This window comes from Mesorhizobium sp. M0293, from assembly GCF_040321735.1.
Classification (GTDB): domain Bacteria; phylum Pseudomonadota; class Alphaproteobacteria; order Rhizobiales; family Rhizobiaceae; genus Mesorhizobium.
Genome location: NZ_JAMYSA010000153.1, coordinates 1 through 11,585 on the forward strand (window position 1 = coordinate 1; position 11,585 = coordinate 11,585).

Annotated in this window: 9 protein-coding genes and 1 pseudogene; 7 read left to right on the forward strand and 3 right to left on the reverse strand. The window is 64.0% G+C overall.

The features are described from left to right. Nucleotides 1-114: 114 nt before the first annotated feature. Nucleotides 115-957, reverse strand: a complete 843-nt coding sequence (locus tag NKJ06_RS31800; RefSeq protein WP_352630991.1) for an ABC transporter permease — start codon at nucleotides 955-957, stop codon at nucleotides 115-117. Nucleotides 958-1,195: 238 nt separating this feature from the next. Further along, complete coding sequence (locus tag NKJ06_RS31805; RefSeq protein WP_352630958.1) at nucleotides 1,196-2,260, reverse strand: polyamine ABC transporter substrate-binding protein; 1,065 nt, start codon at nucleotides 2,258-2,260, stop codon at nucleotides 1,196-1,198. A gap of 229 nt (nucleotides 2,261-2,489) precedes the next feature. On the opposite strand from NKJ06_RS31805, the gene NKJ06_RS31810 reads away from it, so the two are divergent. From NKJ06_RS31810 to NKJ06_RS31825, 4 genes are read left to right on the forward strand one after another with little or no spacing between them, the layout of a single operon-like run. Beyond that, the gene (locus NKJ06_RS31810; protein ID WP_352630960.1) at nucleotides 2,490-3,428 is read left to right on the forward strand and encodes a GntR family transcriptional regulator; all 939 of its coding nucleotides are present in this window, start codon (nucleotides 2,490-2,492) and stop codon (nucleotides 3,426-3,428) included. A gap of 10 nt (nucleotides 3,429-3,438) precedes the next feature. Continuing rightward, a complete protein-coding gene (locus NKJ06_RS31815; protein ID WP_352630962.1) occupies nucleotides 3,439-4,722 on the forward strand; it encodes a nucleotide disphospho-sugar-binding domain-containing protein in 1,284 nt (427 codons plus the stop codon). Nucleotides 4,723-4,727: 5 nt separating this feature from the next. Continuing rightward, nucleotides 4,728-6,101 (forward strand): glutamine synthetase family protein, encoded by a 1,374-nt coding sequence (locus tag NKJ06_RS31820; protein WP_352811948.1) that lies wholly within the window; start codon nucleotides 4,728-4,730, stop codon nucleotides 6,099-6,101. 2 nt (nucleotides 6,102-6,103) lie between these two features. Then, the gene (locus NKJ06_RS31825; protein WP_352630966.1) at nucleotides 6,104-7,405 is read left to right on the forward strand and encodes an NAD(P)/FAD-dependent oxidoreductase; all 1,302 of its coding nucleotides are present in this window, start codon (nucleotides 6,104-6,106) and stop codon (nucleotides 7,403-7,405) included. 262 nt (nucleotides 7,406-7,667) lie between these two features. Here the strand turns inward: NKJ06_RS31825 and NKJ06_RS31830 are convergent, their stop codons facing one another. Then, entirely contained in the window at nucleotides 7,668-8,438 is a 771-nt protein-coding gene (locus NKJ06_RS31830; RefSeq protein WP_352811950.1) for an IclR family transcriptional regulator domain-containing protein, read from the reverse strand. A gap of 120 nt (nucleotides 8,439-8,558) precedes the next feature. On the opposite strand from NKJ06_RS31830, the gene NKJ06_RS31835 reads away from it, so the two are divergent. The 3 genes and pseudogenes from NKJ06_RS31835 (at nucleotide 8,559) to pcaF (ending at nucleotide 11,414) form a co-directional block, all read left to right on the forward strand. Continuing rightward, the gene (locus NKJ06_RS31835) at nucleotides 8,559-9,416 is read left to right on the forward strand and encodes a CoA transferase subunit A (protein ID WP_352811952.1); all 858 of its coding nucleotides are present in this window, start codon (nucleotides 8,559-8,561) and stop codon (nucleotides 9,414-9,416) included. Then, nucleotides 9,413-10,207 carry a CoA-transferase subunit beta gene (locus NKJ06_RS31840; protein ID WP_352811954.1) on the forward strand — a complete coding sequence of 265 codons (795 nt, stop codon included), beginning with the start codon at nucleotides 9,413-9,415 and terminating at the stop codon, nucleotides 10,205-10,207. Before NKJ06_RS31835 ends, NKJ06_RS31840 begins: the two co-directional genes overlap by 4 nt. A gap of 1 nt (nucleotide 10,208) precedes the next feature. Next, a pseudogene (gene pcaF, locus NKJ06_RS31845) lies at nucleotides 10,209-11,414 on the forward strand (3-oxoadipyl-CoA thiolase). Nucleotides 11,415-11,585 lie beyond the last annotated feature (171 nt).

Here is an 11,585-nt window from a genome sequence, read left to right on the forward strand (position 1 = left end):
GCCGGCAGGCAGATGAGGGGCAGCGCCCAACCTGGCAGAAGCTGGCGCCGCCCCTCATCCGCCCCTTCGGGGCACCTTCTCCCCGTGAACGGGGAAAAGGGAAAGAAGGAGCGCTCAGCCATCGGTGTCTCCCGCGGCTTGTGCGGTGTGGCCCGAGGCGCGATTGGCGGCCAGCGCCTGCGCCATCAGCACCAGAAGCATGATGGCGATCAGCGCCATGGCGAGTGCCGCCCCGAAGGGCCAGTCATTGGCGGTGAGGAACTGGTCGTAGACGAGATTGCCGATCATCTGGAAGCGGCCGCCACCGAGCAGTGCCGGGGTGACGAAATTGCCGATCGACAGCACGAAGACGAAGACGGCGCCGGCGGCAATGCCGGGCACGGTCAGCGGCAGGATGACACGGCGGAATGTGGTGGCGGCGGAAGCGCCGAGGTCGCGCGAGGCTTCGGCAAGTTCCGGGTTGAGGCGCGACAGCGGCGCGTAGCAGGCGAGGATGACGAAGGGCAGATAGTTGTAGACGAGGCCGGCGATGACGGCGCCTTCAGTGTAGAGCATCGACGGTGGCTCGCCGGTGTAGCCGAACCAGCGCAGCAGCTGCGTGATCAGGCCTTCGCGGTTGAGCAGCACGATCCAGGCATAGGTACGGATCAAATAGTTGGACCAGAACGGCAGCACGGCGAAGAACAGGAAAATTGGCTGCCACCGGCGCGGGGCGGCTGCGATAGCGTAGGCGGCGGCATAGCCGATCACCACCGCGATCAAGGTCGCGGTGCCGGCGATGCGCGCCGAGTTGAGGAAGATGCCGGCATAGAGCGGGTCGAGAACCAGGCCGAAATTCTCCAGCGTGAAAGTGTATTCGATGCCGCCATAGATACCGCGCCGGAAGAAGGCGAGCGCCAGCACCAGCGCGCACGGCACCACCATCAGCGCAGTCAGCCAGGCCAGGGCCGGGGCCATCAGCAGGGAAGAGCGGGAGGGAACGGGAGGCGTCACGCCGCACCCCCCTCTGGCCTGCCGGCCATCTCCCCCTCAAGGGGGGAGATTAGCAGCCCCAAGGTCCCACTCACCCTGAAGCGTTGAAGATTGGCCAAAGCGATGCCACAGCCAATCTCCCCCCTTGAGGGGGAGATGGCCGGCAGGCCAGAGGGGGGCGACACGGAATGCAAGCTTGATTCCTAGATGCTGAAACTTGCGCTTACTGCGCGGCCTTGATCTCGCTGACGATCTTCGAATAGTCGCGCTGGGCGTCGCCGACGTCACGCAGCTGCTCGAACTTGACGAGGTCCGCCACCGGCATCGCCATGTTGGGGAATTTGGTCAGGAAATCGGCTGGCAGGCTTTCCATCGCCGGCTTGTTCGGCACCTTGTAGTCGATGTTCTGCGCCGCCCAGGCGTGGTTCTTGGCGTCGAGCATGAAGTTGATGAACTGGAAGGCAGCGTCCTTGTTGGCGGAGGCCTTCATCACCACCATCGTGTCGACCCAGAGGTCGGAACCTTCCTTGGGGATGACGTATTTGATCTCAGGCTTGTCGGCGATGCCGTAATTGCACCAACCGTCCCATGCCTGCACCATCAGCGCTTCGCCGGACACCAGCTTCGAATAGAAGGTGGTGTCGTCATAGGCGAGCAGGGTTTTCTTGGCCGAGATCAGCAAGTCCTTGACCTCGGCCATCTTGGCCGGGTCGGTTTCGTTGACCGAATAGCCCTTGTCGAGCTGGCCGGCGGCCAGCAGCCAGCGGTCGGTCGCCAGCATGGTGGTCTTGCCCTTCAATTCGTTGGAAGGGCTAAGCAGATCGCTCCAGCTGGTCGGCACTGTCTTCACCAGATCCGAGCGGTAGCAGAGGCCGGTGGTGCCCCAGGTGTAGGGGACCGAGAATGCATTGCCGACATCGTGCGGCAGCTTGGTCGCTTCCGGATAGAGATTGGTGAGATTCGGTATCTTGGCATGGTCGATCGGCTCGGTCAGGCCGAGCTTGTTCAACACTTCGGCGAAGGGCGAGGAAACGAAGACCACGTCATAACCCTTGCCGCCGGCGGCGATGAGCTTGCCCATGATCTCTTCATTGGTGGCGTGGACCACCACTTCGCCGGAGACGCCGGTCGCGGTCTTGAAGGCGGCCATGGCGTCTGGCGCCATGTAGCCGTCCCAGTTGGAAATGACGAGGTCGGCGGCCATCGCCGGCGCGGACAGCGCCAAGGCCAGGCCGAGTGCGATCGAAGATGTTTTCAGCGCACGGCGCCGCAGGCTGGTAGCGGTCATGACAGACTCCCATTCCGGTTGATCGTCGAATTTCATTCGCCGGCTGCGACCCATGCCGCTGCCTCGATCCTGTTCCCTCGGTCTTTTTCTCGCCGATTGTCCTGACAGTACTATTGCAGAAAAAAGTACGTCAATCCATAATTTGTCAAACGACCGAGGAATCTGGCCGATTGCGTCCACGCAGGCGATCGGTCAATCAATGCGGTCACGTCCGTTCACGAGATCAATCATGCAAGCCGCAGCCCGACGACCTCGCACCAACCATCTCGACCTGGCGCAGCGCATCCTGGATGTGGCCCGGCAGCGCGGCTTCGAGCCCGGCGCACGCTTGCCGGAGCAGCAGATCGCCACGCTGTGCAACGTCTCGCGCACGCCGGTGCGAGCGGCGCTCGGCCTGCTCGCGGAACGGGGCGTCGTACGCTGGGAGGCGGATTCTGGATATCACCTGGCAATCGACCTCACCGCGCAGGCTTCGGTCGCCACGGAATTGCCTGCTGCCGAGGAGGATGAGCTGGCCGAGGCGATCCTGCGCGACCGCTCGGCGCGGCGGCTGGACCAGACGGTGACCGTCGCGGGATTGATGCGGCGCTACAGTGCCGAGCGAAAGACGGTACTAAAAGCGCTCAACAAACTGACAGATGAGAATCTGCTGGATCGTGCGCCTGGGCAGTCCTGGCTGTTTCGGCGGACACCCGGCGATCCGGAAGCACAAGGCGACAGCTATGAGTTCCGCTTGCTGCTGGAGCCCGCGGCCATCCTGACGCCGGGCTTCCGGCTGGACGGCGCGCGGGCAGCGGCGTTGCGCCAGGGCATGGAAGCGCTGGTGGCGCTGCCGGACGCCGCATTCGACACACGCGAGTTCCAGCGGCTGGACATCGATTTTCACGGCATGTTGGCCGAGGGCTGCGCCAACCGCTTCGTTGCCGACGCGCTGACCGATCACCTCAGGCTGCGCCGGCTGCCGGGCATCTATGCCGGCGTCAACGTCTTCCGCTTGCGGCAATCGCTACGCGAACACCTTGTTATACTCGACCATCTTGAAAGCCTGCAGTATGAGGTGGCTGCCGATCTGCTTCGCATCCACCTGCGGCTCTCCCGCAACCAGCGACCGCAAGCGGCCAGTCGCGGGGCGCCCGCCCTGTTCGGCATGATCAGCCGTCCGGAATGACGAGGATTAATTGACGCGTAACGCCAGCCCGACCATCGCGCTGTTCCCCGAAGCGAGTTTCGGCGCGGCGTTGAATTGCGTCGGCATCGCGCAAGCATTGCGCGCGAAAGGCGCCCGGCCGGTCTTCATCTGTCATGCCGGCTTCTCCGGCGTCTTTGCCGACTATGGTTTTCAGGAATACCAGCTGCCGACCGACGAGCCACTAAGCGACAGCGAACGCCAGAGCTACTGGCAGGCCTTCGTGCGCAGGCACCTGCCGCATTTCAGGCTGAGCCCGATTGACCAGCTGGAGACCTATGTCGCACCGACCTGGCAGGCGATCGTCGACACCGCGGTCAATGCCGAGGCGCCGCTGCGCCAGTTGCTGGCGCGGCTGAAGCCGGACGCGGTGGTTCTCGACAATGTCATCATGTTCCCGGCGATCGCCGCCGCCGGCTGCCCGTGGGTGCGTGTCGTCTCCTGCGCCGAGACCGAGCTGCCGGACGCCAATGTGCCACCTTATCTGTCGGGCCTCAGCGCTGATGACCCGCAACGTGCGGCGTTCGAGGCGCGCTATCTCAAGGCCTCGGCACCGGCGCATGACCGCTTCAATCGTTTCCGGGCGGATGCCGGACTGGGGCCGCTGCCGAAGGGTCAGTTCCTCGAGACCTCCCCCGACCTCAATTTGCTGCTGACCCCCACGATCGTGCGCCGCGAGCGCGCCGAGCCGCTCGACCCCACGCGCTTCGTCTATCTGGAAGGCTGCGTGCGTTCGGAAGGGCCGTTCGAGGTACCGGTTTTCCCGCGCAATGGCGGGCCACTGGTCTATGTCAGCTTCGGCAGTCTCGGAGCCATGGATGTCGGGCTGATCGAGCGCATGCTGGTGGTGTTCGACAGGCTGCCGGCGCGCTTCATCGTCAATGCCGGCGGCTTGCGCGATGCCTATCGCGCGGTGCCCGACAATGTCTATCTCGATGCCTGGTTTCCGCAGCCATCGGTGGTGGCGAAATCGGACCTGTTCATCCACCACGGCGGCAACAACAGTTTTTGCGAAGCGCTGCGCTTCGGCGTGCCGTCGCTGATCATGCCCTATTGCTGGGACGGACACGACAATGCACGCCGCGCCGGAGAAACCGGCGTCGGCGACCATATCGGCCGTGACGCCTGGACCGAAGGAGTACTGGAGAGAGCGATTCTCCGCCTGCTGGCCGACGACGCCATGCGCGACCGCCTCAGGGACAATGCAGCCCAAATGGCGCTGAAACCTGGAACGGATGTGGCCGCGCAAGCCATACTCTCTCTGATACGGACATGAATGAAATGCCTGACAATATTGTGAATACCTCACTCTCCAGCGGCAGCGATCCCAAAGCCTGGTTGGCCCAGCACGGCATCAACGAGATCGAGTGCCTGGTGCCGGACATGAATGGCATGCTGCGCGGCAAGGCCTTGCCGACGGCCAAATTCCTCCAGGCGCTGGAGGACCGTGCGCTCTATTTGCCGAGCAGTGCCTTCCTGGTCAGCATCGACGGCCGTTATTCCGGCTCGATCGACGAGGGTTTTGCTTATTCGGACCCGGACATGCGCATGGTGCCCGATCTTTCGACACTCTGCCTGGCGCCCGGCGCTGGCAAGGCCTATGTCTTCGCCGATGCCTTCCACATGGACAACCGGCCATGGATGGCCTCGCCACGCCATGTGCTGCGGGCTGTGCTCGACCTGTACGCCAAGCGTGGCTGGCGGGCGGTGGTGGCGCCGGAGCTCGAATTCTATCTCACCGCGCCCAATCCCGATCCCGACCAGCCGCTGACCGCGCCAGTCGGCGCCAACGGCCGAGCCGAGACAGTGCAGCATCCCTATGACATGGCGGCGCTCGAGGAGTTCGAGCCGGTTATCCGGCGCATCTATGACTACGCAGCGGCGGCCGGGTTGCCGCTCGACACGCTGATTCACGAGTCGGGCACGGCACAGCTGGAAATCAACTTCCTGCATGGCGATGCGCTGCCGCTGGCCGACAAGGTACTGCTGTTCAAGCGGTTGACGCGCCAGGCCGCGCGGCAAAGCGGCATGCATGCGACCTTCATGGCCAAGCCGATCGCGGCTCAGGCCGGCAGCTCGATGCATCTGCACATGTCGGTCATCGACGAGGCGGGCAAGACGCTGTTTGCCAACACTGATGATGGCGACACCGCGATGTTCGGCCATTTCATCGGCGGCCTGCAGAAATATGTCCCCGAAATCATGCTGCTGTTCGCGCCGAACGTGAACTCGTTTCGCCGCATAAGGCCGAACCACAGCGCGCCGGCCAACATCGAATGGTCGCATGACAATCGCTCGTGTGGTTTGCGCGTGCCGGCCGGTGGCCGCGCCGCGCGGCGGGTGGAGAACCGGTTGCCCGGTGCTGATTCCAATCCCTATCTGGCAATTGCCGGCTCGCTGCTTGCCGGCTATCTCGGCGTCGAGCAGAAACTCGCACGATCGGCCGAGGCGTCGGGCAATGCCTACAAGATCAAGAGCACGCTGCCGAAAACCATGGAGGAGGCGTTGGACCGCCTCGCTGCTTGCGATCCGGTGCGGGAATTGCTCGGCGAGGATTTCTTCCAGACCTATCTGCGCGTCAAGAGTGTCGAACTCGACCTGTTCCAGGGCGTGGTGACGAGCTGGGAACGCGACCACCTGCTGCTGAAGGTGTGATCATGGCCTCCAGTTCAACGGGTTTTAATTCAGGCCTCGATATCGGCAAATCCTACTATGTCGCCACCGCCAATCCGGCGCCGGACCATCCGGCGCTCGTCGGCGACGTCGATGCTGACCTGGTGGTTGTCGGCGGCGGCTGCACCGGCCTGTCGGCCGCCCTTCATGCCGCCGAGCGTGGCCTGAAAGTGGTGCTGCTCGAAGGCGGCAAGATCGGCTGGGGGGCATCGGGTCGCAATGGCGGCCAGATGATCCCTGGCCTGCGCAAGGGCGCCAAGGGTCTGGTCAAGCTCTATGGGCCCGAGCGGGCAAAGGCGCTGTTCGACCTTGCCTTCGAGGCGCGCGGGCTGGTGCTCGATATCATCGAGCGCCACGCGATTGATTGCGACCTGCGGCTGACCGGCCATCTGGTCGGCGCGGTCAACGGCTCCGACCTCAAAGACCTGGAGGAAGAGGCTGAGTGCCTGGCCACGGTGATGAAGTTTCCGCATGCCGAAATCTTGTCGGCGGCGGATGCGCGGGCCAAGGTCGATACGCCCTATCATGGCGCGATGTATGAGCCGCTTGGCGGCCACATGCACCCGCTCAACTACACGCTCGGCCTCGCCCGCGCCGCGGTCGCTGCCGGCGTCACCATCCATGAGAATTCGGTCGCCATGCGGCTGGAACGCGAGCCTTCGATCCGGGTCTCGACATCAAAGGGTTCGGTCCGGGCAAAACATGTCGTGCTGGCGGGCGATGCGCTGCTCGATGGACTGGAGCCGCGCGTCAACAGCCGCATCATGCCGGTCGGCAACTACATCGTCGCCACCGAACCGCTGGAGGGCAAGCGTAATGTCATCCCGGCCAATGTCGCGGTGTCCGACACGCGCTTCGTCGTCAACTATTTCAGGATGTCGGCGGATGGCCGCCTGCTGTTCGGCGGCGGCGAGCGCTACACGCCGTCACCGCCGGCCGACATCGCCGGCTTCGTGCGGCCGCATATGGAAAAGACCTTTCCGCAACTTCAGGGCTGCCGCATCGATCATGCCTGGGGTGGGCTGGTGTCGGTGACGACGTCGCGGCTGCCACATGTCGGGCACTATGGCGAGGTCTATTTCGCGCATGGCTATTCCGGCAAGGGCGTCATCCTGTCGACGCTGTCCGGCAAGCTGCTGGCCGAAGCGATCACCGGCGACGCCTCGCGGCTCGACCTGTTCTCGACACTGACCCCGATGCCGTTTCCAGGCGGCACGGCGCTGCGCGGTCCGCTCTATGTGCTCGGCATGCTGTGGTACGCCATGCGCGACCGCATCAAGCATTGAGGGTCGGCGGGGCGGCGACGGTGCAAAATAGTACCCGTAGCGATCCTTCACACCTCCCTCTGTCCTGCCGGACATCTCCCCCGCAAGGAGGGAGATTGGCAGGTTCAGCGCTGCGCTCACCCTACATCCGCGGATTGGCGAAAGCTGAGATAACAGCGGATCTCCCTCCCTGCGGGGGAGATGGCCGGCAGGCCAGAGGGGGGTGCTGTCCCGCCGACGCATGGACTTTGCATGCCGCGGCAGTTGTGATTGGAATACCTTCCTAAACCACAAAGAAATCCTCGATGCGCTGCCTGGCCCCAAGCAGCGCCGGCAGGATTTCCCGCTCCATCTCGGCGACGGAAAAACGTGCGGACTGGGTCGAGACGTTGATTGCCGCGACCGTGCTCCCAGAGCGGTCACGGATCGGCACGGCGATCGAGCGCAGGCCGAGTTCCAGTTCCTCATCGACGATGGCAAAGCCGTCCGCCTTCGCCTTGCCGATGGCGTCGGCCAGCAGCCTGGTATCGGTGATCGTCTTCGGCGTTCGTTTTTCGATCGTCGCCTGGCCGAGGAATGCGTCCAATTCCCCTGATGTCAGGCCAGCAAGCAGGATGCGCCCCATCGAGGTGCAATAGGCCGGCAGCCGAGTGCCGACGTCGAGCGACACGCTGAGGATGCGGCGGCCGGGAATACGGGCGACATAGACGACATCCTCGCCCGACAGGATCGCGGCCGAGCAGGCCTCATTCAATTGCGTTGCCACCGCGCGCATGATGGGTGCAGCGAAGCTCCATAGCGAGGCACCGCCGAGCCAGGTGCGGGCAACCGTCAGCAGGCGTGGCGACAGCGAGAACAAGCGACCGGCCTGTGTGGCGTAGCCGGTGGCGACAAGCGTCAGCAGAAAACGGCGAGCGCCCGCGCGGGTTAGGCCCCCTTCCTCGGCCATTTCGGTCAGCGTCATGCCCGAGGGGTGCCGGGCCAAGATCTCCATGACGGCAAGGCCGCGTTCGAGCGAGCCGACATGATCACGGGAAACGGCCTCTTCGTCCATCTTGTCTCCGCAGAACGGCATCGGCGTCAGGATTGACTCCACGCCTTCGTTTAGCGTAGAAAGTATCGCATATAAAACATATGTTCGCAATACGAACATTCTGAATCCGGAGCCGAAGCGATGGTCAAGTTCCTGCCGCTCAAACAGGCCGTGGCGGAGAATTTGAACAGTGGCGACACGGTTGCCTTCGAGGGCTTCACCCATCTGATCCCGACGGCAGCGGCGCATGAGGCGATCCGCCAAGGGTTTCGCGACCTGACCCTGATCCGCATGACGCCCGATCTGATCTACGACCAGATGATCGGCATGGGCATGGCGAAGAAGATCGTCTTCTCCTATGTCGGCAATCCCGGCGTCGGCCTGCTGCGCCGCGCCCGCGATGCCATCGAGAACGGTTTTCCCAGGTCGATCGAGATCGAAGAGCACAGCCATGCCGGCATGGCCAACGCCTATGAGGCGGGTGCTGCCGGCCTGCCTTGCGCGGTGTTTCGCGGCTATCGCGGCGCTGGGCTGGCGGCGGTCAATCCAAACATCAAATCGGTGACCTGCCCGTTCACCGGCGAGGTGCTGGCGGCTGTCCCTTCGATCCGGCCCGACGTCACCTTCATCCACGCGCAGAAGGCCGACAGGAAGGGCAATGTGCTGGTCGAGGGCATAATCGGCATCCAGAAGGAAGCGGTGCTGGCGGCCAAACGCGCAGTGGTGACGGTCGAGGAAGTGGTCGACAATTTCGACGATCTGCACCCCAATCTGACCGTGCTGCCGCGCTGGACGATCGCGGCGATATCGGTGGTGCCCGGCGGTTCGCATCCGTCCTACGCGCATGGCTACTATGCGCGTGACAATGCGGCCTATCTGGAATGGGACGAGATCGCCGCCGACCGGGAAAAGTTCCAGGCATGGATGCAGGCCAACGTCATCGAAAAGAGCGCCGACGACTTCGCGGCCCGCGTCAAGCATCTGAGGAAAGCTACATGAGCGACCTGTCCTTCACCCCTAACGAAATGATGACCATCGCCGCTAGCCGTGCGCTGCGCAATGACGATGTCTGCTTTGTCGGAATCGGCGCGCCGTCGGCCGCCTGCAATGTGGCGCGGCTGACACATGCGCCCGACATCACCTTGATCTACGAGAGCGGCACGATCGGCACCGCGCCCGACGTGCTGCCGCTGTCGATCGGCGACGGCGAATTGTGCGAAACCGCGGTCACCACCGTCGCGGTGCCGGAGATGTTCCGCTATTGGCTGCAGGGCGGCCACATCTCGATCGGCTTCCTCGGGGCGGCGCAGCTGGACAAGTTCGGCAACATCAACACCACGGTCATCGGCGACTATTTCCACCCCAAGACCAGGCTGCCCGGCGGCGGCGGCGCGCCGGAGATCGCGACGTCGTCGAAGGAGATCTACATCACCATGGCGCAGACCAAGCGCGGCATGGTCGAGAAGATCGATTTCTTCACTTCCTTCGGCCATGGCGAGGGCGGCGATCATCGCAAGCGGCTTGGCATCGAGACATCAGGCCCGACCTTGCTGATCACCGATCTCGCCATCTGGAAGCCGGATCCGGTGAGCAAGGAATTCACGGTCGTGTCGCTGCATCCCGGCGTCACGCGCCAGCAGGTGCAGGAGAGCTGTGGCTGGGTGGTTAAGTTCGCCCAGGCGCTTGACGAAACGCCGGCGCCAAGCGAACTCGAACTCACGACATTGCGCGACCTGCAGGCCCGCACCAAGGCGGCGCATGAGGGAACCGGAAAAGCAAAGGCTGCATGACATGGCCGAGGCCTATATCTGCGACTACATCCGCACGCCGATCGGCCGTTTCGGCGGTTCGCTGTCTTCGGTACGATCAGACGACCTCGGCACCATACCCCTAAGAGCGCTGGTCGAGCGCAATCCCGGCATCGACTGGCAGGCGGTCGACGATGTCGTCTATGGCTGCGCCAACCAGGCCGGCGAGGACAACCGCAACGTGGCACGCATGGCGCTGCTGCTGGCCGGGCTGCCGAAGGAGATCCCGGGCTCGACCGTCAATCGCCTGTGCGGTTCGGGCATGGATGCGCTGACCATTGCCGCGCGCGCCATCAAGTCCGGCGAGGCGGAATTGATGATCGCTGGCGGCGTCGAATCGATGAGCCGGGCGCCCTTCGTCATGCCCAAGGCCGATGCTGCGTTTTCGCGCAATGCCGAGATCTACGACACCACAATCGGCTGGCGCTTCGTCAACCCCTTGATGAAGAAGCAGTATGGCGTCGATTCGATGCCGGAGACCGGCGAGAATGTGGCTGAAGAGTTCGCCATCTCCCGCGCGGCCCAGGATGCCTTTGCCGTGCGCAGCCAGGACAAGGCGGTCGCCGCACAGGCCAATGGCCGGCTGGCCAAGGAGATCACCCCAGTGACGATCCCGCAGCGCAAGGGCGATCCGGTGGTCGTGGCGAAGGACGAGCATCCGCGCGCGGGCTCAACGGTCGAGGCGCTGGCCAAGCTACCGACGCCGTTCCGGCAGGGCGGCACGGTGACGGCCGGCAACGCCTCCGGCGTCAATGACGGGGCGGCGGCGCTGATCGTTGCCTCGGAGGCGGCTGTGAAGAAATAGGGCCTGACGCCGATTGCCCGCATCCTCGGCGGGGCCGCCGCCGGTGTGGCGCCGCGCATCATGGGCATCGGCCCGGCGCCGGCTACGCAAAAACTCTGCGCGCGGCTTGGCCTAACGCCAAAACAGTTCGATGTCATCGAGCTCAACGAAGCCTTTGCCTCGCAAGGCATCGCCGTGCTGCGCCAGCTCGGCATCGCCGAGGATGCGGAGCACGTCAACCCGAATGGCGGCGCCATCGCGCTCGGCCATCCCTTGGGCATGTCAGGCGCCCGCATATCCGGCACGGCGGCGCTGGAGCTTCGCGAACGCGGCGGCCGCTACGCGCTGGCGACCATGTGCATCGGCGTCGGCCAGGGCATCGCGATCGCGCTCGAACGGGTCTGACCGGCAGCCCTCTTTTGGCCGGCTAAGATCGAGAATCCGGTGCGTGGTCAAATTTGACCACGTGGACAAAAGTCTGGCGCCGTTCCATAGTTCCCACCCCCAGAAACCCCCAGACACAATATTTAATAGGGGGGGAAGGGCGCAACCACAGCGATAAGACGCCAATGTGCC

What these genes read in the sequence shown, in the direction of transcription:
- NKJ06_RS31800 (WP_352630991.1), bottom strand. Translation starts at nt 957, where the DNA reads ATGGCCCCGGCCCTGGCCTGGCTGACTGCGCTGATGGTGGTGCCGTGC.
- NKJ06_RS31805 (WP_352630958.1), bottom strand. Translation starts at nt 2,260, where the DNA reads ATGACCGCTACCAGCCTGCGGCGCCGTGCGCTGAAAACATCTTCGATC.
- NKJ06_RS31810 (WP_352630960.1), top strand. Translation starts at nt 2,490, where the DNA reads ATGCAAGCCGCAGCCCGACGACCTCGCACCAACCATCTCGACCTGGCG.
- NKJ06_RS31820 (WP_352811948.1), top strand. Translation starts at nt 4,728, where the DNA reads ATGCCTGACAATATTGTGAATACCTCACTCTCCAGCGGCAGCGATCCC.
- NKJ06_RS31825 (WP_352630966.1), top strand. Translation starts at nt 6,104, where the DNA reads ATGGCCTCCAGTTCAACGGGTTTTAATTCAGGCCTCGATATCGGCAAA.
- NKJ06_RS31830 (WP_352811950.1), bottom strand. Translation starts at nt 8,438, where the DNA reads ATGGACGAAGAGGCCGTTTCCCGTGATCATGTCGGCTCGCTCGAACGC.
- NKJ06_RS31835 (WP_352811952.1), top strand. Translation starts at nt 8,559, where the DNA reads ATGGTCAAGTTCCTGCCGCTCAAACAGGCCGTGGCGGAGAATTTGAAC.
- NKJ06_RS31840 (WP_352811954.1), top strand. Translation starts at nt 9,413, where the DNA reads ATGAGCGACCTGTCCTTCACCCCTAACGAAATGATGACCATCGCCGCT.